This is a genomic window from Pseudomonas sp. LRP2-20, assembly GCF_024349685.1.
Taxonomy (GTDB): Bacteria; Pseudomonadota; Gammaproteobacteria; order Pseudomonadales; family Pseudomonadaceae; genus Aquipseudomonas.
Genome location: NZ_AP025944.1, coordinates 5,388,566 through 5,412,115 on the forward strand (window position 1 = coordinate 5,388,566; position 23,550 = coordinate 5,412,115).

The 23,550-nt window shown below is 63.7% G+C and carries 23 protein-coding genes; 8 read left to right on the plus strand and 15 right to left on the minus strand.

Annotation, left to right across the window (positions count from 1 at the left end; all coding sequences use genetic code 11):
* Window positions 1-5: 5 nt before the first annotated feature.
* Both OCX61_RS24180 and lnt read left to right on the plus strand, forming a co-directional pair.
* The gene (locus tag OCX61_RS24180) at window positions 6-845 is read left to right on the plus strand and encodes a CorC family transporter (RefSeq protein ID WP_261941698.1); all 840 of its coding nucleotides are present in this window, start codon (window positions 6-8) and stop codon (window positions 843-845) included.
* Window positions 846-853: 8 nt separating this feature from the next.
* The gene (gene lnt, locus OCX61_RS24185) at window positions 854-2,371 is read left to right on the plus strand and encodes an apolipoprotein N-acyltransferase (RefSeq protein WP_261941699.1); all 1,518 of its coding nucleotides are present in this window, start codon (window positions 854-856) and stop codon (window positions 2,369-2,371) included.
* A 126-nt stretch (window positions 2,372-2,497) separates the two neighbouring features.
* On the opposite strand, the gene OCX61_RS24190 is transcribed toward lnt, so the two are convergent.
* Both OCX61_RS24190 and OCX61_RS24195 read right to left on the minus strand, forming a co-directional pair.
* Entirely contained in the window at window positions 2,498-3,259 is a 762-nt protein-coding gene (locus OCX61_RS24190; RefSeq protein ID WP_261941700.1) for a YdcF family protein, read from the minus strand.
* 131 nt (window positions 3,260-3,390) lie between these two features.
* On the minus strand, window positions 3,391-3,705 hold the full coding sequence (locus tag OCX61_RS24195) for a hypothetical protein (RefSeq protein ID WP_261941701.1): 315 nt from the start codon (window positions 3,703-3,705) through the stop codon (window positions 3,391-3,393).
* A gap of 229 nt (window positions 3,706-3,934) precedes the next feature.
* On the opposite strand from OCX61_RS24195, the gene leuS reads away from it, so the two are divergent.
* The 5 genes from leuS to OCX61_RS24220 all read left to right on the plus strand — a co-directional run bounded on the left by leuS (window position 3,935) and on the right by OCX61_RS24220 (window position 10,073).
* On the plus strand, window positions 3,935-6,541 hold the full coding sequence (leuS, locus tag OCX61_RS24200) for a leucine--tRNA ligase (RefSeq protein WP_261941702.1): 2,607 nt from the start codon (window positions 3,935-3,937) through the stop codon (window positions 6,539-6,541).
* Window positions 6,542-6,602: 61 nt separating this feature from the next.
* Complete coding sequence (locus tag OCX61_RS24205; RefSeq protein ID WP_261941703.1) at window positions 6,603-7,208, plus strand: LPS-assembly lipoprotein LptE; 606 nt, start codon at window positions 6,603-6,605, stop codon at window positions 7,206-7,208.
* A gap of 36 nt (window positions 7,209-7,244) precedes the next feature.
* Window positions 7,245-8,282 carry a DNA polymerase III subunit delta gene (holA, locus tag OCX61_RS24210; RefSeq protein WP_261941704.1) on the plus strand — a complete coding sequence of 346 codons (1,038 nt, stop codon included), beginning with the start codon at window positions 7,245-7,247 and terminating at the stop codon, window positions 8,280-8,282.
* Between the two features lie 249 nt (window positions 8,283-8,531).
* Complete coding sequence (arfA, locus tag OCX61_RS24215; protein WP_027917766.1) at window positions 8,532-8,696, plus strand: alternative ribosome rescue factor ArfA; 165 nt, start codon at window positions 8,532-8,534, stop codon at window positions 8,694-8,696.
* A 60-nt stretch (window positions 8,697-8,756) separates the two neighbouring features.
* Window positions 8,757-10,073, plus strand: coding sequence for a lytic murein transglycosylase (locus tag OCX61_RS24220; RefSeq protein ID WP_261941705.1), 1,317 nt, complete (start codon window positions 8,757-8,759; stop codon window positions 10,071-10,073).
* 134 nt (window positions 10,074-10,207) lie between these two features.
* Here the strand turns inward: OCX61_RS24220 and OCX61_RS24225 are convergent, their stop codons facing one another.
* From OCX61_RS24225 to OCX61_RS24285, 13 genes are all read right to left on the minus strand, one after another.
* Complete coding sequence (locus OCX61_RS24225; RefSeq protein ID WP_261941706.1) at window positions 10,208-11,146, minus strand: S66 peptidase family protein; 939 nt, start codon at window positions 11,144-11,146, stop codon at window positions 10,208-10,210.
* Between the two features lie 82 nt (window positions 11,147-11,228).
* Window positions 11,229-12,245 (minus strand): lipoyl synthase, encoded by a 1,017-nt coding sequence (lipA, locus tag OCX61_RS24230; protein WP_060479209.1) that lies wholly within the window; start codon window positions 12,243-12,245, stop codon window positions 11,229-11,231.
* Between the two features lie 2 nt (window positions 12,246-12,247).
* Window positions 12,248-12,895, minus strand: a complete 648-nt coding sequence (gene lipB, locus OCX61_RS24235) for a lipoyl(octanoyl) transferase LipB (protein ID WP_261941707.1) — start codon at window positions 12,893-12,895, stop codon at window positions 12,248-12,250.
* Window positions 12,895-13,170, minus strand: coding sequence for a DUF493 domain-containing protein (locus tag OCX61_RS24240; protein WP_261941708.1), 276 nt, complete (start codon window positions 13,168-13,170; stop codon window positions 12,895-12,897). Before OCX61_RS24240 ends, lipB begins: the two co-directional genes overlap by 1 nt.
* A gap of 73 nt (window positions 13,171-13,243) precedes the next feature.
* On the minus strand, window positions 13,244-14,404 hold the full coding sequence (locus tag OCX61_RS24245) for a D-alanyl-D-alanine carboxypeptidase family protein (protein ID WP_027917771.1): 1,161 nt from the start codon (window positions 14,402-14,404) through the stop codon (window positions 13,244-13,246).
* Window positions 14,405-14,699: 295 nt separating this feature from the next.
* On the minus strand, window positions 14,700-15,698 hold the full coding sequence (locus OCX61_RS24250) for a septal ring lytic transglycosylase RlpA family protein (protein WP_261941709.1): 999 nt from the start codon (window positions 15,696-15,698) through the stop codon (window positions 14,700-14,702).
* The gene (gene mltB / locus OCX61_RS24255; protein WP_261941710.1) at window positions 15,698-16,708 is read right to left on the minus strand and encodes a lytic murein transglycosylase B; all 1,011 of its coding nucleotides are present in this window, start codon (window positions 16,706-16,708) and stop codon (window positions 15,698-15,700) included. The genes OCX61_RS24250 and mltB overlap by 1 nt, the downstream gene beginning before the upstream one ends.
* Before the next feature lie 17 nt (window positions 16,709-16,725).
* A complete protein-coding gene (gene rodA, locus OCX61_RS24260; RefSeq protein ID WP_050437190.1) occupies window positions 16,726-17,829 on the minus strand; it encodes a rod shape-determining protein RodA in 1,104 nt (367 codons plus the stop codon).
* 38 nt (window positions 17,830-17,867) lie between these two features.
* A complete protein-coding gene (mrdA, locus tag OCX61_RS24265; protein ID WP_261941711.1) occupies window positions 17,868-19,757 on the minus strand; it encodes a penicillin-binding protein 2 in 1,890 nt (629 codons plus the stop codon).
* Between the two features lie 16 nt (window positions 19,758-19,773).
* The gene (rlmH, locus tag OCX61_RS24270; protein WP_008090421.1) at window positions 19,774-20,241 is read right to left on the minus strand and encodes a 23S rRNA (pseudouridine(1915)-N(3))-methyltransferase RlmH; all 468 of its coding nucleotides are present in this window, start codon (window positions 20,239-20,241) and stop codon (window positions 19,774-19,776) included.
* Window positions 20,242-20,250: 9 nt separating this feature from the next.
* Complete coding sequence (gene rsfS / locus OCX61_RS24275; protein ID WP_176507069.1) at window positions 20,251-20,673, minus strand: ribosome silencing factor; 423 nt, start codon at window positions 20,671-20,673, stop codon at window positions 20,251-20,253.
* Between the two features lie 44 nt (window positions 20,674-20,717).
* Window positions 20,718-21,377: a nicotinate-nucleotide adenylyltransferase gene (gene nadD / locus OCX61_RS24280; RefSeq protein ID WP_261941712.1), complete on the minus strand. Its 660-nt coding sequence runs from the start codon at window positions 21,375-21,377 to the stop codon at window positions 20,718-20,720.
* 1 nt (window position 21,378) lies between these two features.
* Entirely contained in the window at window positions 21,379-22,650 is a 1,272-nt protein-coding gene (locus OCX61_RS24285) for a glutamate-5-semialdehyde dehydrogenase (protein WP_261941713.1), read from the minus strand.
* Window positions 22,651-22,854: 204 nt separating this feature from the next.
* On the opposite strand from OCX61_RS24285, the gene OCX61_RS24290 reads away from it, so the two are divergent.
* Window positions 22,855-23,547, plus strand: a complete 693-nt coding sequence (locus tag OCX61_RS24290; protein ID WP_261941714.1) for a DNA-3-methyladenine glycosylase — start codon at window positions 22,855-22,857, stop codon at window positions 23,545-23,547.
* Window positions 23,548-23,550 lie beyond the last annotated feature (3 nt).

A 23,550-nucleotide genomic window follows, 5' to 3' on the forward strand; every position in this document is an offset into this window, starting at 1 on the left:
CCGCCATGAGCGAAGATCGATCGAGCAACGGGCAGAAGTCCTGGCTGGGTAAACTGACCCAGGCTTTTGCCCATGAGCCGAAAAACCGCCAGGAGCTCCTCGAGCTGCTGCGCGAAGCCCATCAGAACAAGCTGCTCGACAGCGAAGCGCTGACCATCGTCGAAGGTGCCATCCAGGTTGCTGACCTGCAGGTACGCGACATCATGGTCCCGCGTTCGCAGATGATCAGCATCAAGGCGACCCAATCGCCGCGCGAGTTCCTTCCGGCGGTCATCGACGCCGCCCACTCGCGCTACCCGGTGATCGGCGAAAGCCATGACGATGTGCTCGGGATCCTGCTGGCCAAGGACCTGCTGCCGCTGATCCTCAAGGAAAACGGCGACAGCTTCAACATCAAGGACCTGCTGCGCCCGGCCACCTTCGTGCCGGAGTCCAAGCGCCTGAATGTGTTGCTGCGCGAGTTCCGCGCCAACCACAACCACATGGCCATCGTCATTGACGAATACGGCGGCGTGGCGGGCCTGGTGACCATCGAAGACGTGCTGGAACAGATCGTCGGTGACATCGAGGACGAGCATGACGTCGAGGAAGACAGCTACATCAAGCCACTGCCCAGTGGCGACTTCCTGGTCAAGGCGCTGACCCCGATCGACAACTTCAACGAGTTCTTCGACAGCGAGTTCTCGGATGACGAGTTCGACACCGTCGGCGGCCTGGTGATGAGCGCCTTCGGCCACCTGCCCAAGCGCAACGAGACCACCGAGATCGGCGCCTACAAGTTCCGTATTCTCAACGCCGACAGCCGGCGGATACACTTGCTGCGCCTGACCCCGATCAGCCGTTAAGGACAAACATGCGTTGGATCACCCGCCCCGGCTGGCCCGGTAACCTGCTGGCCCTGGCGGCCGGCGCCTCTACCCTCCTGGCCCTGGCCCCGTTCGACATCTGGCCGTTGGCCCTGTTGTCCATCGCCCTGCTCTACCTTGGCCTGCGCGAGCTCAGCCCGCGCCAGGCCATGTGGCGTGGCTGGTGGTTCGGCTTCGGCCTCTACGGTGCTGGCACCTGGTGGATCTACGTCAGCATGAACACCTATGGCGGCGCCTCGCCGCTGCTGGCGATCCTTCTGCTGCTGGCGTTCTTCGCCGCCCTCGCCTGGTTCTTCGCCCTGCCCACCTGGCTGTGGGCGCGCTGGTTCAGGCGCAATGAGGCGCCCCTCGCCGACGCCCTGTGCTTCGCCGCCCTGTGGCTGCTGCAAGAGGCCTTCCGTGGCTGGTTCCTCACCGGCTTCCCCTGGCTGTATGCCGGTTACAGCCAGCTGGATGGCCCGCTCGCCGGCCTGGCACCACTGGGCGGTGTGTGGCTGATTTCCTTCACCTTGGCGCTGAGCGCCGCATTGCTGTGCAACTTGCACCGTCTACGCGCACGCCCGTCGTTCCTCGCCGCAGGTGCGGTACTGCTGCTGGCGCCGTGGGTGATCGGCATGGCCCTCAAGGGCCACGCCTGGACCAAGCCTGCCGGCGACCCGCTCAAGGTTGCGGCCTTGCAGGGCAACGTCGAACAGGAATTGAAATGGGACCCGGCACACATCGATGCGCAACTGGCGCTCTACCGTGACATGAGCTTCAGCTCCAAGCCCGTTGACCTGCTGGTGTGGCCGGAAACCGCAGTACCGGTGCTCAAGGACCAGGCCCAGGGCTATATCGACGTGATGGGGCGCTTTGCCGCCGACCGGCATTCGGCGCTGATCACCGGTGTACCGGTGCGCGAAGTGGTGCATCACCAGCGCCGCTACTACAACGGCGTCACCGTGACCGGCGAAGGCGACGGCACCTACCTCAAGCAGAAACTGGTGCCCTTCGGCGAGTATGTGCCCTTGCAGGACATGCTTCGCGGTGCCATCGAGTTCTTCAACCTGCCGATGTCGGACTTTGCCCGCGGTCCCGCCGACCAGCCACTGCTGCAGGCCAAGGGCTACCAGATTGCGCCATTCATCTGCTACGAAGTGGTCTACCCCGAGTTCGCGGCGAGCCTGGCGGCACGCAGTGACCTGCTGCTGACCATCAGCAATGACACCTGGTTCGGCACCTCGATCGGCCCGCTGCAACACCTGCAGATGGCGCAGATGCGTGCATTGGAGGCTGGCCGCTGGATGATCCGCGCCACCAACAACGGCGTGACCGCGCTGATCGACCCGTTTGGCCGGATCACCGCCGAAGTGCCGCAGTTCCAACGGGCGGTGCTGTATGGCGAAGTGGTGCCGATGCAGCAGCTGACACCTTACCTGCAGTGGCGGTCGTGGCCGCTGGCGATTCTGTGTGTGCTATTGCTGGGCTGGGCGCTGCTGGCAGGGCGAATCGCCAAGACAGTTTGAGGTTTCCTGCACTGGCCTCTTCGCGGGTAAACCCGCTCCCACGGAACCTCCACTGCCTTTAGGGTTTGTGCAGCACCTGTGGGAGCGGGTTTACCCGCGAAGAGGCCGGTACAGGCGACACCGGGCTCAGTAGAACAACCGATACCCCACCAACCCCGCCGCTTCATTGAGCAACTGCCCGCTCTGCCACATGGCGCGGCTCTCCGGCAGCAACCCACCGAACGGTCGTGCATGATCGCGCCCAAGGAACCCTACCGGCGCTGGCACCACCTCGAACCCGGCCCGCTCGAAACTCCAGCGTGAGCGCTGCATGTGCCACGCCTGGGTCACCACCACCACCCGGTATATCCCCAGCGGCTGCAACACCTTGGCGCTCAGCTGGGCGTTTTCCCAGGTGGTACGACTGGCCTCTTCCTTCCATTTCACTTCGACGGCGAAATCCTCACGCAGGCGGTCCGCCATCAACTGCGCTTCGCTCGGTGGCGTGCCGTAATGCAAACCACCACTGGTCAGCACCGGCAACCCCGAGGCTTTCGCCAGCCGAGCAGCAAAACGCATGCGCTCAAGGGCCGTTGCCGCAGGCTGGTCATCACCACCCCAGGCCGGGTCGCCGCGCTCGCGCCCTGCGCCGAGCACGACGATGGCATCTGCCCTGCCCGCCAGCCCAGCCCAGTCGCCTGGAGGCAACGGCAGCTCGGTTTCCAGCAGGCGGGCTGACTGCTGCACCACCAGCGGCAAGCTCATCAGCCACAGGCCTCCCAGCCCCACGGCAAAACACAGCGCCGCCAGCCGTGGCCGCCGCCTGCGCAACCACCAAGCCGCGAGCAGCAGCAGAAACAGGACGCCAGGCGGCATCAGCCATTGCTTGATGAAAAACCGGATCGGCATCGACACACCTCCATGGAAGGCGTGCAGCCTATAAAGGATCGACGCCGGTCAACAAGTCTGAACCGGCGCCAATCGTGAGAAGTGTGTTGTAGAACCGGCGCGCGATTGCCTGCGCCTGGCGTCCTGAACGGCTAGCGATGCGGCAGCGTCCTGGATCTCGCCGAGTTGGCGGGGCGTTTCTTGTCCTTGAGCCAGATAATCTTGGCCGTTGCCGGTTCCGCTTGCGGGATAGTACCGGCACAGGCATTGCGGCGTTCCGGGAGGGACTCCAGGTAAGCCTTGATCACTTCGAACTCTGCATGGCTCAAGCCACGCAACTCCAGCTCGGCTGGCATCTCGTCGCGCAATCTGACCGAGGTTCTGGCGACTTCCAGTGCCAGCCCAAGACGGTCGATCAGGCGCTCATAAAGCTCCGGTTTGCTTGCGGGTAGCTGCGTCTCTCCCATCCGTTCACCTCATTGAAGATAAAGATTATCTCCCCCCACACCTGAGCTTAGCGTCGCTGCAAAAAGCAGCCGGATGCCGCGACCAGCGGGCATTCGCAATCAAGGTTTCCCACGATGCGCGGCGCTGCTGTATGCTACGGCGTTCACTCTAAAACGACACCGGAGTGCCGGACGCAGCGAGGTTCCGCTGCCTGGAACAAGGTCTCTTCTCTCTCAGCCAAAAGTAGCCATGCACGAACAATACACGCCCCGTGATATCGAAGCCGCCGCCCAGAAGTTCTGGGACGAGCAACAATCGTTCGCTGTTACCGAACAGCCAGGCAAAGACACCTACTATTGCCTATCGATGTTCCCGTACCCGAGCGGCAAGCTACACATGGGCCACGTGCGCAACTACACCATCGGTGACGTGATTGCCCGCTACCAGCGCATGCTGGGCAAGAATGTCCTGCAGCCGATGGGCTGGGACGCTTTCGGCATGCCCGCGGAAAACGCGGCGATGAAGAACAACGTCGCCCCGGCCAAGTGGACGTACGAAAACATCGACTACATGAAGACCCAGCTCAAGAGCCTGGGCCTGGCCATCGACTGGGCACGTGAAGTCACCACCTGCAAACCGGACTACTACCGCTGGGAACAGTGGCTGTTCACCCGCCTGTTCGAGAAAGGCATCATCTATCGCAAGAACGGGACCGTGAACTGGGACCCGGCCGACCAGACCGTACTGGCCAACGAGCAGGTCATCGACGGCCGCGGCTGGCGTTCGGGCGCGCTGATCGAGAAGCGCGAAATCCCGATGTACTACTTCCGCATCACCGACTACGCCGACGAGCTGCTGGAAAGCCTCGACGAGCTGCCGGGCTGGCCTGAACAGGTCAAGACCATGCAGCGCAACTGGATCGGCAAGTCGCGCGGCATGGAAGTGCAGTTCCCGTTCGACCAGGCCAGCATCGGCCACGAAGGGACCTTGAAGGTCTTCACCACCCGTCCGGACACCCTGATGGGCGCGACCTATGTCGCCGTCGCTGCCGAGCACCCGCTGGCCACCCAGGCTGCCCAGGGCAACCCGGCACTGCAGGCGTTCATCGACGAGTGCAAGAGCGGCAGCGTCGCCGAGGCCGACATGGCCACCCAGGAGAAGAAGGGCATGCCTACTTCCCTGTTCGTCGAGCACCCACTGACCGGCGAGAAGCTGCCAGTGTGGGTCGCCAACTACGTGCTGATGCACTACGGCGATGGCGCCGTGATGGCCGTGCCGGCCCACGACGAGCGCGACTTCGAGTTCGCCCACAAGTACAACCTGCCGGTCAAGCCCGTGGTGCGCACCAGCGCGGGCGATGACGTCGGCAGCGAGTGGCTGGCCGCCTATGGCGAGCATGGCCAGCTGATCAACTCCGCCGAGTTCGACGGCCTGGACTTCGCCGGCGCCTTCGACGCCATCGAAGCGGCCCTGATCCGCAAGGAGCTGGGCAAATCGCGCACCCAGTTCCGCCTGCGCGACTGGGGCATCAGCCGCCAGCGTTACTGGGGCTGCCCGATCCCGATCATTCACTGCCCGTCGTGCGGCGACGTGCCAGTGCCGGAAGACCAGCTGCCAGTCACCCTGCCGGAGAACGTGGTGCCGGACGGCGCCGGTTCGCCGCTGGCGCGCATGCCCGAGTTCTATGAATGCACCTGCCCGAAATGCGGCACTGCGGCCAAACGCGAAACCGACACCATGGACACCTTCGTCGAGTCGTCCTGGTACTTCGCCCGCTACGCTTCGCCGAACTACGAAGGTGGCATGGTCGACCCGAAAGCGGCCAACCACTGGCTGCCGGTCGACCAGTACATCGGCGGTATCGAGCACGCGATCCTGCACCTGCTGTACGCGCGCTTCTTCCACAAGCTGATGCGTGACGAGGGCCTGGTCACTTCCAACGAGCCGTTCAAGAACCTGCTGACCCAGGGTATGGTCGTTGCCGAAACCTACTACCGCGTAGCCAGCAACGGCGGCAAGGACTGGTTCAACCCGGCCGACGTCGAAATCGAGCGCGATGCCAAGGCCAAGATCATCGGCGCACGCCTGAAGACCGACGGCCTGCCGGTGGAAATCGGCGGCACCGAGAAGATGTCGAAGTCGAAGAACAACGGCGTCGATCCGCAGTCGATGATCGACCAGTATGGCGCCGACACCTGCCGCCTGTTCATGATGTTCGCCTCGCCGCCTGACGCGAGCCTGGAGTGGTCCGACTCTGGCGTCGAGGGCGCCAGCCGCTTCCTGCGCCGCGTCTGGCGCCTGGCCCAGGCCCATGTCGCCCAGGGCCTGCCAGGCAAGCTGGATGTCGCCGCCCTGGACGACGCGCAGAAGGTCATCCGCCGCGCCATCCACGCTGCGATCAAGCAGGCCAGCACCGACGTGGGCCAGTTCCACAAGTTCAACACTGCCATCGCCCAGGTGATGACCGTGATGAACGTGCTGGAAAAGGCCCCGCAGGCTACCGAACAGGACCGTGCCTTGCTGCAGGAAGGCCTGGAAGCCGTGACCCTGCTGCTGGCACCGATCACGCCGCACATCTCCCACGAGCTGTGGAAACAGCTGGGCAACGACCAGGCTGTCATCGACGCTGGCTGGCCGGCGGTCGACGAGAGCGCCCTGGTGCAGGACAGCATCACCCTGGTGGTGCAGGTCAACGGCAAGCTGCGTGGCCAGGTGGAAATGCCTGCCGCCGCCAGCCGTGAGGAAGTCGAAGCCGCTGCCCGCAGCAACGAGAACGTCCTGCGCTTCATCGATGGCCTGACCATCCGCAAGGTCATCGTGGTACCGGGCAAACTGGTCAACATCGTCGCCAACTGATGGCAACGCCCAACCGCACCCCGTGCGGTTGGGCGGTATCGGCCCACAAGGGAGCAACAACATGATCAAACGCAATCTGCTGGTAATGGGCCTGGCTGTGCTGCTCAGCGCCTGCGGTTTCCAGCTGCGCGGCACCGGCACCAACGATCTGCGCGTCAAGGAAATGGACGTCAGCGCACGCAACGCCTACGGCCCGACCCTGGTACAACTGCGCCAGGTACTTGAGCACAGTGGCGTCAACGTGCACGCCGGCGCGCCTTATCGCCTGGTGCTGACCAACGAGCAGGAAAACTCGCGCTCGGCAAGCTACGCCGGCGGCAACAGCACGGCCGAGTACGAGCTCAGCACCACGCTCAATTACAGCATCCTGGGCCTGAACAACCTCGAGCTGCTGAGTGACAAGGTAGAAGTGCGCAAGACGTATGTGCGTGACGGCAGCAACATCACCGGCTCCGATCAGGAAGCCCAGCGGGCGCGCGAAGAAATGCGCCGTGAGCTGGTGCAGTCGATGGTCTCGCGCCTGCAACTGCTGAGCCCTGCACAGCTCGACGAGCTGCAAGTCAAAGCCGATGCACGCGCCAAGGCCGAAGCTGACGCACTGGAAGCTGCGCGCCGCCAGCAGGCGGAAACGCCGCAGCAGTCACCTCTGGAAGTCCCGGGCAACTAAGCCCGAGCGGGGCACCCCGGTGCCCCGCCTGCTCCCATGAAGCTCGCCCCCGCCCAACTCAACAAGCACCTGCAAGGCAGCCTGGCCCCGGTCTACGTGGTCAGCGGCGACGATCCGCTGCTGTGCCAGGAAGCCGCCGACGCCATCCGCAATGCGGCGCGCCAGCAAGGTTTCGACGAACGCCAGGTGTTCAGCGCCGACGCCAACTTCGACTGGGGCACCCTGCTGCAAGCGGGTGCCAGCCTGTCGCTGTTCGCCCAGCGGCGCCTGCTGGAGCTGCGCCTGCCGTCGGGCAAGCCCGGTGACAAGGGTGCTGCGGCGCTCATGGAGTACTGCGCCAGGCCCGCCGAAGACACTCTACTGCTGATCAGCCTGCCCAAGCTCGATGGCAGTGCGCAGAAGACCAAGTGGGGCAAGGCCCTGATCGAAGGTGCCCATTGCCAGTTCATCCAGATCTGGCCGGTGGATGCCCAGCAATTACCCCAGTGGATCAACCAGCGCCTGTCCCAGGCCGGGCTGTCGGCCCAACGCGATGCCGTTGACCTGATCGCTGCGCGGGTCGAGGGCAACTTGCTGGCCGCCGCCCAGGAGATCGAAAAGCTCAAGCTGCTGGCTGACGGCAACCAGATCACCGTCGAAACCGTGCAGGCTGCAGTTGCCGACAGTGCACGCTTCGATGTCTTCGGGCTGGTTGACGCCATCCTCAATGGTGAAGCCGCGCATGCCCTGCGCATGCTCGAAGGCTTGCGCGGCGAGGGAGTGGAACCGCCAGTGATTCTTTGGGCGCTGGCCCGCGAGCTGCGCCTGCTGGCCGGCCTTGCCCAGCAGTTTTCCCAGGGTGTGCCGCTGGACAAGGCGTTCAGCCAAGCCCGGCCACCGGTGTGGGACAAGCGCCGACCACTGGTCAGCAAGGCATTGCAGCGCCTCTCGGCGCAGCGCTGGGCGCAGTTGCTGCAAGATGCCCAGCGTATCGATGCGCAGATCAAGGGGCAGGCCGAGGGCTCACCCTGGACAGGTTTATCGCGCCTGTCGCTGTTGATGGCCGGCCAAAGACTGGCTCTCCCTCCAGAGTAACCAAGGCCGTTGTGGGAGCAACTGTCTTGCTCAATTTCTAGAATTTGGCGCGATCCCTGTGGGAGCGGGTTTACCCGCGAACACGGGCGAAGCCCGTGCCATCCACCGTGATGCCTGCTTCGCGGGTAAACCCGCTCCCACAGGAATCTCGATGAGTCCAAGGTTTCAGTCATAAACACAATCAATTGGCCGCAACTCGCCCCAAGCCATAAAGTCCGCCCCGAGTTCATCCAACCCGGGAACCCCGCCATGAGCAAAAAGCCGAAAAAGCACGGCCCGAACAAGGCCAAGTCGATCATCGCCCAGCCCCTCTTCCGTTGCCGCCAGGAGCGACCAGACAAGGGCAAAGGCAGCTACCGCCGCGAAGCCTTCCAATCGAGAGATTGGGAGGCTTCTTACTTTTTGGCTGCATGAAAGCATCGCAAGCGCAGGCATGGTATGGTCGGCACCTGACCTGCAATTCTGGATCTGTGCATGCTCTTGAGTCTTCTCCCTCGTTGGAATTCCCGCCAGCTGCTTGCGGCCTCCAGCTTCATCCTGCTCGTCGCCTGCGCGGAAAAACCCACCGCCGCCGACGCCCTGCCGCTGGCACCCGCCCAGCCTGCGCCGGTAGTGACCCTGCCCAGCGCCACGCCTGACGTCAGCACCGAAATCCAGCCTCTGCAGACCTTTGCAGAATGGCAGGCGAACTTCCGCCAGCAGGCACTCCAGGCCGGCATCGCGCCGAGCACCTTCGACCGCGCGTTCCTCGGCGTCACGCCCGATATGGACGTGATCAAGGCCGACCGCAGCCAGCCCGAATTCACCCGCCCGGTGTGGGAATACCTTGATGGCGCACTGTCGCCCCTGCGCGTGCGCAACGGCAAGAAACTGCTGGAGCAGAACGCCGAGCTGCTGAGCCGCATCGAGCAACGTTATGGCGTCGACCGCCAGGCGCTGGTCGCGGTGTGGGGCATGGAGAGCAACTTCGGCCAGTTCCAGGGCAACAAGTCGGTGATCCGTTCGCTGGCCACCCTGGCCTATGAAGGGCGTCGCCCGCAGTTCGCCCAGGACCAGCTGATCGCAGCCCTGCAGATCATCCAGCACGGCGATATCCAGCCCGAAGCCATGCGTGGTTCCTGGGCAGGCGCCATGGGCCAGACCCAATTCATCCCGACCACCTACAACACCCATGCGGTGGATTTCGACGGTGATGGCCGCCGGGATATCTGGAACAGTACGCCCGACGCCTTGGCATCGACTGCACATTACCTGCAGAGCTCCGGCTGGAAGCATGGCCAGCCGTGGGGCTTCGAGGTGCAAGTGCCTGCAGGCTTCGACTATTGGCAAGCCGACGGGTCGCTGCGCAAACCGGTTTACGAATGGCTGCAGATGGGCGTGAAGCTACCGGCGGGTACCCAGCTGCCAGCCGGCAGCAACCAGTTGTCGGCTGCCCTGCTATTGCCGGCCGGTGCCCGTGGGCCGGCATTCCTGGTGCTGGACAACTTCCGCGCGATCCTCAAGTACAACAACTCGTCGTCCTATGCACTGGCGGTGAGCCTGCTGGGTGATCGCTTCTCGGGCTGGGGCTTCATCAGCGGCAGCTGGCCGAAGGAAGACCTGCCGCTGAGCCGCAGCGAGCGGATGGAGCTGCAGAACCTGCTGAATGCCAAGGGGCATGAGGCGGGCAACCCGGATGGCATCATCGGGGCCAATACCCGCAAGGCGATTCGCAATGCCCAGCAGGGGCTGGGGTGGCCGGCAGATGGCTACCCGACCCACAAACTGCTCGACAGCCTGCGTCAGCGCTGATGCCTTTGGGGCCGCTTTGCGGCCCATCGCCGGCAAGCGCGGCTCCCACAAATCCAGCGCCGCCCTTGAATCTTGCACCATACCTGTGGGAGCCGCGCTTGCCGGCGATGGGCTGCAAAGCAGCCCCGGCGATCTCAAGCCTTGAACAGGTCCTGGCCCAGCACCAATGTCTGCTGCTCGCCGTCCAGCCTCACCCAGGCCCCCAGCGGCAAGCACACATTCGGGTCACAATGCCCACTGCGCCACCCGGCCAGCACCGGCACACCCAGCGGTCCGAACGTTTCCTCCAGCAGCGGCGCCAGCGCCGCGACGGTAATCCCGGCAAAATCCCCTACCAGCACGCCTTTGATGCCTTCCAGCTTGCCTGCCAGACGCAACTGGGTCAGTAATCTATCCACCCGATACAACGGCTCGTTGACGTCCTCGATAAACAGAATGCAGCCCCGGGTATCGATTTCTGCCACCGTCCCCAGGGTCGCCCCCAACATCGACAGATTGCCTCCCAGCAAGCGGCCGCTGGCAACACCGGGCACCACGCAGGTCAAGGCGAAGTCCGCCGGGTGGACGATCTGGTCACCCTCCCCCAACAACCCGGATAACTGCGCCAGCAGCGACGACTCGGTCGGTTGCCGCTTGGCGCCGAGCAGGTCGGCATTGAGCATCGCGCCGTGGAAGGTAATCAGCCCGGTACGCTGGTAGATGGCCGTATGCAGTGCGGTGATATCGCTGTAGCCAACCAGCGGCTTGGGGTTGCGGCGGATCAGTTGGAAATCCAGCTGATCGAGCAGGCGCATGCTGCCATACCCTCCGCGCATGCACAGGATCGCGTCGATCTCCGGGTCGGCAAAGGCAGCATGCAAGTCCTGCAGGCGCTGCTCATCGCTCCCGGCCAGGTAACCCTCGGCCTGGTGAACACCCGGGTAGATTCGGCAGCGGTAGCCACGCTCGGCGAACCATTGGGCAGCTTTCTGCGCATCCAGTCGAGCTGGCCCGGCCGGGGCGACGATGGCGAAGCAGGCATTGGCCGCCAGCGCTTTGGGCAAACGGGATTCCATGGTTTCAGCGCAATTCATCGCAGCTCCTTACTAGAACGCAAAAACAAAAATGCCGATGCCGCCTCTCAGCGCGCATCGGCATGTTCAGCTCAAACCCGGATCAGAGTTTGATCTTGGCTTCGTGAGCTTGCTGGTCGGCGTGGTACGAAGAGCGTACCAACGGGCCGGAAGCGACGTTCTTGAAGCCCATCTTGTAGCCTTCCTCGGCGAACCAGGCGAAGGTGTCCGGGTGGACGAAACGCTGCACCGGCAGGTGGCTGCGCGACGGCTGCAGGTACTGGCCGAGGGTCAGCATGTCGATGTCGTGCTCGCGCATGCGGTGCATCACCTCGATCACTTCCTCATCGGTTTCACCCAGGCCGAGCATCAGGCCCGACTTGGTCGGCACGTGCGGGACCATCTGCTTGAACTTCTGTAGCAGGTCCAGCGACCAGTCGTAGTCTGAGCCTGGACGTGCGGCCTTGTACAGGCGCGGTACGGTTTCCAGGTTGTGGTTGAACACGTCCGGCGGCGTTTGCGCGGTGATTTCCAGGGCAACATCCATGCGGCCACGGTAGTCCGGCACCAGGGTTTCCAGCTGCACGCCAGGCGACAATGCACGGATTTCGCGAATGCAGTCGGCGAAGTGCTGGGCGCCACCGTCGCGCAGGTCATCGCGGTCCACCGAGGTGATCACCACGTACTTCAGGCGCAGGTCGGCGATGGCCACGGCCAGGTTCTTCGGCTCGTCCAGGTCCAGCGGCTTCGGCCGACCGTGGCCGACGTCGCAGAACGGGCAACGACGGGTGCAGATGTCGCCCATGATCATGAAGGTCGCGGTGCCACCGGAGAAGCACTCGCCCAGGTTCGGGCAGGATGCCTCTTCGCACACGCTGTGCAGCTTGTGCTTGCGCAGCAGCTGCTTGATGCGGTCGACTTCCGGCGAAACCGGGATGCGCACGCGAATCCAGTCAGGCTTTTTCGGCAGTTCGTCGGTGGGGATGATCTTCACCGGGATACGCGCGACCTTTTCGGCGCCACGCAGTTTTACCCCAGCTTCCACTTTCTTCGGCGCTGGGCGCGCGGTGGCATCCTGGGTAGGTGTCAGGTTCGGCACGGCTTCTTGCACAGTTGTCATATTCAGTCGATTCCGCCCGTGAGGGTCGTCTGCTCAGCATAGTCGAGGTGCTTGACCAGCTGTCCGCGCAGCCTTGTCCTGACCTCGTCGAGTTCGATCGGGCCTGCCAGGTCACGCAGCTGGGTCATGGCCAGCCCCGCATACCCACAGGGGTTGATTCGGCGGAATGGCGCGAGGTCCATGTCCACGTTCAGAGCAAGGCCGTGGAATGAACGGCCGTTGCGGATTCGCAGGCCGAGGGAGGCGATTTTCGCTCCGTCGACATAGACACCCGGCGCATCGGGCTTGGCCACGGCGCTGACGCCATAGCTGGCGAGCAGGTCGATCAGGGTCTGCTCGATGCGGCTGACCAGCTCGCGCACGCCAAAGCCCAGGCGACGCACGTCCAGCAGCAGGTAGGCCACCAGCTGCCCAGGGCCATGGTAGGTCACCTGGCCGCCGCGATCGGTCTGCACCACCGGGATGTCGCCCGGCACCAGCAGGTGCTCGGCCTTGCCGGCCTGGCCCTGGGTGAAGACCGCGGGATGCTCGACCAGCCAGATTTCGTCCTGGCTGTCCGGGCTACGCTGCTCGGTGAAGCGACGCATGGCCTCCAGCACCGGTTCATAGGGCTGCAGGCCAAGCTCGCGAATACCGAGGCTGAGCGACATCAGAGCACCATTTTCACGATGCCGGTGGCACGCAGGGCACTGTTGATGTCATGCAGCTGGTTTTCGCTTTCAGCGACGATATGCAGCTGCACGGTGGTGTACTTGCCTTCCTTGCTCTGGCGCTCGGCCAGCGTGGCAAGGTCGACCTTGGCATGCTTGCTGAGGATCTCGATCACCGTGTCCTTGAAGCCGACAACGGTGTCGCCGATTACCTTGATCGGGTAATCGTCGCAGGGAAATTCGATTTTGTGCGACTTGACGTCAGGTTCGCTCATGGCGGAAACGGCCTCGTAAGCCGTGGCAACAACAACGCCCCCGCAGGATGCGCGGGGGCTTGCAGGTCACGTATCAGTTGAACAACCCGTAGAAGAATAGACGGATGCTATCCCACATACGGCGGAAGAAACCACCTTCCTCGACGCCATCGAGGGCGATCAGGTCGGCGCTGTGAACCACGTTTTCGTCCAGTTTGACTTCCACTTTGCCGATCACGTCACCTTTGGCGATCGGTGCGGTGAGCTGCGGGTTCATGGTCATCGAAGCCTGGAGGCGCTTCAATTGGCCTTTAGGCATAGTCATGGTCAGGTCGTCGGCCAGGCCAGCCTTGACTTGGCTGGTAGCGCCCTTCCAGACCGGCGCCTGGGTCAGCTCGGTGCCCTTCTGGTAGAAGGTCTGGGTTTCGAAGAAGCGGAAACCATAGGTCAGCAGCTTCTGGGTCTCGGCGGCACGGGCTTGCTCGCTGTTGGTGCCGAACACCACGGCGATCAAACGCTGACCGTCACGTACGGCCGAAGCCACCATGCAGTAGCCGGCTTCTTCGGTGTGGCCGGTTTTCAGACCGTCGACGGTCTTGTCGCGCCACAGCAGCAGGTTGCGGTTCGGCTGCTTGATGTTGTTCCAGAAGAACTCTTTCTGCGAGTAGATGGCGTAGTGGGCCGGGTCGATGTTGATGATCGCACGGGCCAGCAAGGCCATGTCGTGAGCGGAGGAATAGTGCTCCGGGTTCGGCAGGCCGGTCGGGTTCATGAAGTGGCTGTTGGACATGCCCAGTTCAGCAGCCGTCTTGTTCATCATGTCGGCGAAGGCGTCTTCGCTGCCGGCGATGTGCTCGGACAAGGCGACCGAGGCATCGTTGCCCGACTGGATGATGATGCCGTGCAGCAGGTCGCTGACGGTGACCTGGCTGCCGACCTTGATGAACATGCGCGAACCGCCGGTACGCCAGGCGTTTTCGCTGACAGTGACCGGGTCGTTCTCGCCGATCTGGCCACGACGGATGTCGACGGTGGCGATGTAGGCGGTCATCAGCTTGGTCAGGCTGGCTGGCGGCAGGCGCTCGTCACCGTTGTTCTCGACCAGCACGTTGCCGCTGGACGCGTCCATGAGTACGTAGGACTTGGCGGCCAGCTGCGGTGGCGCAGGCATCATCTGCTCTGCTGCGAAGGCAGCAGGCGTGAGCATCAGCAGTACGGGCAGGCAAAGTCGTTTGGCAAGGTTGGTGATGTTCATCCGTCTCTCGAAAATCGCTAATGGTCTGATGTTCCCTGGGCCACATCGTGTGCCCAGCGCCAGTCAGTCTAGTTTTGATGGCCATGGCCGGCCCACACCTGAACGTGCGAATCAGGGTGCGGCTTTACGTCGCTGCGGGCAAAACCGGCATTGTACATGGCCGCGGCCGGCAATTCATGACAAAACCGACAGCTTGAGCGGCAAGTTTCAAGCTTCAAGCCACAAGAAAAAGCCAGCCCAGGATTGCGCCGCCCCTTCTTGCAACTTGCAGCTAGAAGCTTGCTGCTCAGACAAGTCAGTCTGTGACCAGCTTGGCCTGCCCAAGGTTCGCCAGGCGAATGCTGTTCTGCGCCTGCTGGATCTCGCCCTGGCTGTTGAACGGCCCCAGACGCACACGGTGCAGGGTCTGCTGGTTACGCACGATGGAGCTGATGAATACCGGCGCGCTGACCATGGTGCTCAGCTTGGAGCGCAGCAGTTCGGCAGCATCCGGGTTGGCGAAGGCGCCTACCTGGAGGACGTTGCCGGCACTGCCAGCAGGTACGTTGTTGCCGCCCACCTGCACCGGCACCACGGGCGCCGCATGCTGCTGCGGCGGTGGAGTCCACTGCTCGACACGCCCGGTACTGGCCGGGATCGCCTGGGTCTGGGCAACTTGCGGCTCCTTGAGCATCAGCGGCGGCTGCTGGCCCTTCTGCGCCCACCATTGTTGCGGGTCGATGCCTTCGACGCGCACGTGCGCAGTACCGATCTCGGCGTAGCCGAGCTTCTTCGCCGCGGCATAGGACAGGTCGATGATGCGGTCGGAATAGAACGGCCCCCGGTCATTGACCCGCAGAATGACGCTGCGGCCGTTGGCCAGGTTGGTCACCCGCACGTAGGCCGGCAGCGGCAGGGTCTTGTGCGCCGCGCTCATGCCGTACAGGTCATAGAGCTCGCCGTTGGCGGTGTTCTGGCCGTGAAACTTGGTGCCGTACCACGACGCAGTGCCCTCGGCGCGGTAGTTGCGCGCGTCCTGCATCGGGTAGTAGGTCTTGCCCAGCACGGTGTACGGGTTGGCCTTGTAGGCTCCGGTGTGCACGGTCGGCGTGGCATCGGGGATCTTGTTGACATCCACATCCCACCACGGCGCTCCGTCCTTGTGGGCACGGTTGATGTCCAGGCCAGGCTGCGAACGGACGACATTGCCACTGCCCTGGGAGGCCGGGCGGCTGGAGGAACAGCTGACCAGCAGCATGCCGACGGTCATGCAGGTCAGCAGCTTGAAGGTGTTGGCAGAGAAGATCGCGCGCATTACTTGACGCCCCGTACTTGGACCAGCTGTTGCGCAAGCTGATGCACCGCCATGGCATACATCACGCTGCGGTTGTAGCGAGTGATCGCATAGAAGTTCTTCAGGCCCATCCAGTACTCGGGGCCGTTGTCGCCCTCCAGGCGGAAGGCGGTGACCGGCAGATCATCGCGCAACGCATCATGGCTCGACCAGCCCAGCGCCCGCAACTCCCCGAAGGTTTTCGCAGGCTCGATACCCGTGGTCAGGCCAAGGTCTGCCTGCGCGCCACTGACCTGGGCACGGCTGACCACACCCTCGCCGGCCACCCAGCCATGGCGCTTGAAGTAGCTGGCCACGCTGCCGATGGCATCGTCGGGGTTGTTCCAGATGTTGATGTGGCCGTCGCCGTCGAAGTCCACCGCATAGTTGCGAAAGCTGCTCGGCATGAACTGCGGCAGGCCCATGGCACCGGCATAAGAACCCTTGAGGGTGAGCGGATCGACCTGCTCGTCGCGGGCCAGCAGCAGGAACTCTCGCAGCTCCTTGCGGAAGAATTCCGCGCGCGGCGGGTAGTCGAAGGCCAGGGTCGACAAGGCATCGATCACCCGGTAATTGCCGGTGTTGCGGCCAAAGAAGGTTTCCACGCCGATGATCGCGACGATGTACTGCGCCGGCACGCCATATTCCTGCTCGGCACGGGCCAGCACCGCCTCGTGCTGGCGCCAGAAGTCCACGCCACGGGCGATGCGCGCGTCGGTGATGAACATCGGCCGGTATTCCTTCCACGGCTTGACCCGTTCAGCCGGGCGCGAGATGGCATCGAGGATCGACTGCTTGCGCTGCACCTCGCGGAACACACCGTTCAATTGTTCGGGGGCAAACCCATAGTCGCGGCTCATCTGGAGAACGAACTCGGTCACTTGCGGCGAACCATCGTAATCACCGGCATGGGCCAGCTGTACAGCGCCGAACAGGCCCACCGCGCCGATCCACGGCGCACAACGGGCAGCCCAGTTACGCACTGCTTGCATGAAATTCTTCACCTTATTCAAACCTGCGCGATCCATTTGCGGTGCGTGTGGATCGACATCAGAACGCCAAACGCTGACAGCAGCGTCACCAACGAAGTTCCGCCATAGCTAATGAAGGGCAGCGGCACGCCCACCACGGGCAACAAGCCGCTGACCATACCGATATTGACGAACACATAAACAAAGAAGGTCATGGTCAGGCTGCCCGCCAGCAGCTTGCCGAACAGGGTCTGCGCCTGCGCGGTAATCATCAGCCCGCGGCCGATCAGCAGCAGGTAGACGATCAGCAGCAGACAGATGCCGACCAGGCCGAACTCCTCGCCAAGCACCGCGATGATGAAGTCGGTGTGGCTCTCCGGCAGAAAGTCCAGGTGCGACTGGGTACCCAGCAGCCAGCCCTTGCCGAACACGCCACCGGAACCGATCGCCGCCTTCGACTGGATGATGTTCCAGCCAGTACCCAGCGGGTCGCTTTCCGGGTCGAGGAAGGTCAGAACACGCTGCTTCTGGTAGTCGTGCATCACGAAGAACCACATCGCCACCGCTACCGGCACCGTCGCGGCCAGTACGCTGAGAATCCAGCGCCAGCGCAGCCCCCCCATGAACAGCACGAAGGCGCCGGAGGCGAGAATCAGCAGCGCCGTGCCCAGGTCGGGTTGGCGGACGATAAGAATGAACGGCACGCCGATCAACACCAGGCTTATTGCCACGTGTTTCAAATGCGGCGGCAAGGTGCGCTTGGAGAGGTACCAGGCGATGGTAGCCGGCATGATGATCTTGAGGAATTCCGAGGGCTGGAAGCGGATCACTCCGGGGATGTTGATCCAGCGCGTGGCGCCCATGGCGTTGTGCCCCATGACGTCCACCACCACCAGCAGGAACACCCCCACCAGGTAGGCCAGCGGCACCCAGCGCGCCATGAAGCGCGGCTCCAGCTGGGCGATGACGAACATCGAGACCAGGCCGATGCCGAACGAGGTGGCCTGCTTGAGCAGCAGGTCCCAGTTCTTGCCACTGGCCGAATAGAGGACGAACAGGCTACCGGCCGCGAGGGTCAGCAGGATGATCAGCAAGGGGCCGTCGATGTGGATGCGCTGCAGGAAGCTTGCGCGTCGACGCATCACGTCCTCGCTGGAGAGCATGCGATCGAAATTGTTCTTCACGGGGCCGTTTCCTGGGCGACGGTGGTAGGCGCGAATTCAGTCTTGAGCCGGCCGTTCTCGTCGAGCAGCCAGGCGTCCATGATCTGCCGCACCACGGGCGCAGCAACGCCGGAGCCGGACTCACCGTTCTCGACCATCACCGAGACCACGATCTTCGGATCGTCAGCCGGGGCGAAGGCGACGAACAGCGCGTGGTCGCGGTGGCGCTCCTGAAGTTTGTTGCGGTCGTACTTCTCGCCCTGCTTGATCGCCACCACCTGGGCAGTACCGCTCTTGCCGGCGATGCGATACTGGGCACCTGTCGCAGCCTTGCGCGCAGTACCGCGGGCGTTGTGCATCACCTGTTCCATGCCGTGGGTGACCTTGGCCCAGTCGGACTTGTCGCGCAGGACGATGTCTTCCATCGGGTTGGGGTCCACCGGCGGCTGGCCTTCGATGGTCTTGGCCAGGTGCGGGCGGTTCCACACCCCCTTGTTGGCGATCAGCGCGGTAGCCTGGGCCAGCTGCAGCGGCGTGGCCTGCATGTAACCCTGGCCGATACCGAGGATCAGCGTTTCACCCGGGAACCAGGCTTGCCGGCGGGTAGCGCGCTTCCACTCGCGCGACGGCATCAGCCCGGGCGACTCCTCGAACATGTCGAGGGCAACCTTCTGGCCAATGCCGAACTTGTTCATGTAGCTGGACAGCCGATCGATACCCATCTTGTGGGCAAGGTCGTAGAAGTAGGTGTCATTGGAGCGCATGATCGCGGTGTCCAGGTCGACCCAGCCGTCACCGGTGCGGTTCCAGTTACGGTATTTGTGATCGTAGTTGGGCAACTGGTAGTAGCCCGGGTCGAATACCCGGGTACTGGCGTTGACCACCCCGCTGTCGAGGCCGGCAATGGCTACCGCCGGCTTGATGGTCGAGCCCGGCGGATACAGGCCGCGCAGTACGCGGTTGAACAGCGGCCGGTCGATCGAGTCGCGCAGCTCGGCATAGGCCTTGAAGCTGATACCGGTGACGAACAGGTTGGGGTCGAAGCTGGGCTGGCTGACCATCGCCAGCACCTCTCCGGTACGCGGGTCGAGCGCCACCACCGCACCACGCCGGCCACCCAGGGCGGCCTCGGCGGCTTCCTGCAGCTTGATGTCGAGGCTCAGGACGATGTCCTTGCCCGGCTTCGGGTCGGTGCGCTTGAGCACCCGCAGCACGCGGCCTCGGGCATTGGTCTCGACTTCCTCGTAACCGACCTGGCCGTGCAGCTCGGGCTCGTAAAAGCGCTCGATGCCGGTCTTGCCGATATGGTGGGTGCCGCTGTAGTTGACCGGGTCGAGGGTCTTCAGTTCTTTCTCGTTGATTCGCCCGACATAACCGACCGAATGGGCGAAATGCGGGCCCTGCGGGTAATGGCGCACCAGCTGGGCGACGACTTCCACACCGGGCAGGCGGAACTGGTTTACCGCCACGCGGGCGATCTGTTCTTCGTTCAGCTCGAACAGGATCGGCACCGGCTCGAACGGCCGGCGCCCCTGCTTCATGCGTTTCTCGAACAGCGCTCGGTCATCGGGCGTCAGCTCCAGTACTTCGACGATAGTATCCAGCACTTCCTGCCAGTTACCCGCACGTTCGCGGGTCATCGACAGGCTGAAACTGGGCCGATTATCGGCGATGATCACACCGTTGCGGTCGAAGATCAGCCCGCGGGTCGGAGGAATCGGCTGCACATGCACCCGGTTGTTCTCCGACAGCGTCGAGTGGTAGTCGTACTGGATGATCTGCAGGTAGTACAGCCGCGCGACCAGCACGCAGATGAGCAGCATGACCGCCACCGCGCCGACAACGACGCGGTTACGCACCAGGCGGGCGTCTTTCTCGTGGTCCTTGAGACGGATCGGCTGCGACATCGGACTGCTTACAGGCTCATTTGTGGTAAGGGTGCCCGGACAATACCGTCCAGGCGCGGTAGATCTGCTCGCCGATGAGTATCCTTACCAACGGGTGCGGCAAGGTCAGCGGCGACAGCGACCAGCGTTGCTCGGCGCGCGCACAGACCTCAGGCGCCAGCCCTTCCGGGCCGCCCACCATCAAATTCACCGTGCGCGAGTCCAGGCGCCAGCGGTCCAGCTCGGTCGCCAGCTGCTCGGTACTCCAGGGCTTGCCATGGACCTCGAGGGTGACGATGCGTTCCCCAGGCTGAACCTTGCTCAGCATGGCTTCGCCCTCCTGACGGATCAGGCGGGCGACGTCGGCATTCTTGCCACGGGTGTTCAGCGGGATTTCCACCAGCTCGAGCGACAGCTCCTGGGGCAGGCGCTTGGCATATTCATGCCAGCCTTCCTCGACCCACTTGGGCATGCGCGAGCCGACCGCGATCAGGCGAAGACGCACGACGCTTCCTTATTCCCGGTCTTTCAGCTTGTCGGTGAAGTAGTCGCTGGCGTTTTCCGGGCTGTGGTGCTTGGCATCGGCGGCACGGCTCTGCTCAGCACCCATCCACAGGCGCTCCAGGTCGTAGAACTGGCGGGCAGCGGCGGTCATCATGTGGACGATGACATCGTTCAGGTCCAGCAGTACCCAATCGCTGTCGCCCTTGCCTTCTTCACCCAGTGGCTGCGCGCCCTTGGCCTTGACCGCTTCACGGACCTTTTCCAGCATCGCGTTGATCTGGCGGTTGGAGGTACCGGTGGCAATGATCATGTAGTCGGTCAGGCTGTGCTTTTCGCGTACGTCGATGACCTGGATGTCCTGGGCCTTGACGTCTTCCAGGGCGCTGATGGTCAGTTTGACCAGTTCTTCGCCATTGATTTTCTGCTTGCTCATAAAAAACTCTTCAACTCGTTTGGATGAGGCGCCCTGGGGCACCGTCAGTTAGGGGCACGATACAGTTCGTGCGCCTCGATGTAGGCCAGTACGGCGTCCGGCACCAGGAACCTCACCGATTTGCCGCTGGCCAGCAGCTGTCGGATCTGTGTAGCCGACACCGCGAGCGGCGTCTGCCAGACGAACGAAATATTCCCCGCCGGGCCGGACATGGCGGTGGGATCGCTCTCCGAGCGCGCAGCCAGCAGGTTGCGCAACTCGTCAGGGGGTTCAACGTCGGCATCCGGGCGTTGCAGCACCAGAATGTGACAGTGTTGCAGCAGTTCTTCCCAGCGGTGCCAGCTTGGCAGGCCGCAAAAGGCGTCCCAGCCCAGCACCAGGAACAGCTGGTCGGCGGCGCCCAGTTCGGCGCGGATCGACTCAAGCGTGTCGATGGTGTACGACGGTTTGTCGCGTTCGAGCTCGCGGGCATCGACGCTCAGGCAGGCGACGCCCTGTACCGCTTCGCGAACCATGGCCAGCCGGTCCTGCGCCGCCACCTGCGGGGTATCGCGGTGTGGCGGGCGGGCATTGGGCAACAGGCGCAGCTCATCGAGCGCCATGAACTCGGCCACTTCCAGCGCGCTGCGCAGGTGGCCGATGTGCACGGGGTCGAAGGTGCCGCCAAGAACGCCGATGCGCCGGACTGCCTGGGCCTTGCTCAACTCAGCAGGACTCCTGGCCGCGCAGCTGACCGTCACCGATCACCACGTACTTCTCGCAGGTCAGGCCTTCCAGGCCGACCGGGCCGCGGGCGTGCAGCTTGTCGGTGGAAATGCCGATTTCCGCGCCCAGGCCATATTCAAAGCCATCAGCGAAGCAGGTTGGGGTATTCAGCATCACCGATGCCGAATCGACCTCGGCCATGAACTGACGGGCCTGGCCCTGGTGTTCGGTGATGATCGAATCGGTGTGGTGCGAACCGTACTGGTTGATGTGCTCGATGGCCTGGTCCAGGCCGTCGACGACGCGGATCGACAGGATCGCGTCGAGGTACTCGGTGTGCCAGTCGGCCTCAGTGGCCGGCTTGGCCTCGATCAGCGCGCGGGTACGTTCGCAGCCACGCAGCTCGACGCCCTTTTCCTGGAAGCGGCGGGCCATTTCCGGCAGGAAGCCTTCCGCCACGCGCTGGTCGACCAGCAGGGTTTCCATCGCGCCGCAGATGCCGTAGCGATAGGTCTTGGCGTTGAACGCCACGCGCCAGGCCTTGTCCAGGTCGGCGTGCTCGGCCACATAGACGTGGCAGATGCCGTCCAGGTGCTTGATGACCGGCACGCGGGCATCGCGGCTGATGCGCTCGATCAGGCCACGGCCGCCGCGCGGCACGATGACGTCGACGAACTCGGGCATGCTGATCAGCGCGCCGACGGCTTCGCGGTCGGTGGTCTCGACCACTTGCACCACGGCAGCCGGCAGGCCCGCTGCCGCCAGGCCACGCTGGATGCAGATGGCGATGGCGCGGTTGGAGTGGATGGCCTCGGAGCCGCCGCGCAGGATGGTGGCGTTGCCCGACTTCAGGCACAGGCTGGCGGCATCGATGGTCACGTTCGGGCGCGACTCGTAGATGATCCCGATCACCCCCAGTGGCACGCGCATCTTGCCCACCTGAATGCCCGACGGGCGGTAGCTCATGTCGCGGACGGCGCCGACCGGGTCTGGCAGGCCAGCCACCTGACGCAGGCCGGTGATCATGCCGTCGATGCGCGCCGGGGTCAGCGCCAGGCGGTCAAGCAGCGCCGGCTCCAGGCCATTGGCACGGCCGGCGGCCAGGTCCAGTTCGTTGGCTGCGGCAAGCTCGGCGCGCGCAGCATCCAGCGCATCGGCGGCGGCCTGCAGGGCGCGGTTCTTCTGCGCGGTGCTGGCACGCGCGATGACGCGTGAAGCCTGGCGCGCGGCGCGACCCAGGCGGGTCATATAGTCAAGAACGGACTCAGTCATGGGTTCGGTGTCTTGGCGAAGGGGAAATCGGCTGATTATAACTGTCGCGCAGGTATACGCCCAGCGGCGGGTGGCGGATGGTAGAAAATGGCTCACGAGATTCCATGGGAAAGATGTAACCGCGCTTATCGAACTGCCCCGGTTCAGCCTCGATTAAGCCATTCATTGCTATCATCCCCGCCTTTATTGCCACGTACCGCCAGCATGCCAGAATCAGCCCCCTGCCCTGCACGCGCCCTCCCCGACAGCTTCTTCGACCGCGACGCCCAGACTTTGGCCAAGGCGTTGCTCGGCAAGGTCATCCGCCATCGCCACGGCAACCTGTGGCTGGCGGCACGGATCATCGAGACCGAGGCGTACTACCTCACTGACAAGGGCAGCCACGCGTCGCTTGGCTATACCGAGAAGCGCAAGGCGCTGTTCCTGGGCGGCGGGCATATCTACATGTATTACGCACGCGGTGGCGATTCGCTCAACTTCAGCGCACAGGGCCCAGGTAACGCGGTACTGATCAAGTCCGCCTACCCCTGGGTCGATGCCATCTCCGACGCCAACAGCCTGGCGCAGATGCAACTGAACAACCCCGATGCCAGCGGCAACCTGCGCCCAGCAGAACGCCTGTGCGCCGGGCAGACCCTGCTGTGCAAGGCCATGGGCCTGAAAGTGCCGCACTGGGATGCGCAACGCTTCGACCCCGAGCGCCTCTACGTCGAAGACTGCGGCATTGCCGTGCCCCGGGTGATCCAGGCCGCACGCCTGGGCATACCCCATGGGCGCGACGAGCACCTGCCGTACCGCTTCGTCGATGCCGAATTCGCCCGCTTCTGCACCCGGAACCCGCTGCGCCGGGGCCAAGTCGAAGGGCAAGACTTTTTCATCCTCGAACAAGGAAGCTGAAAC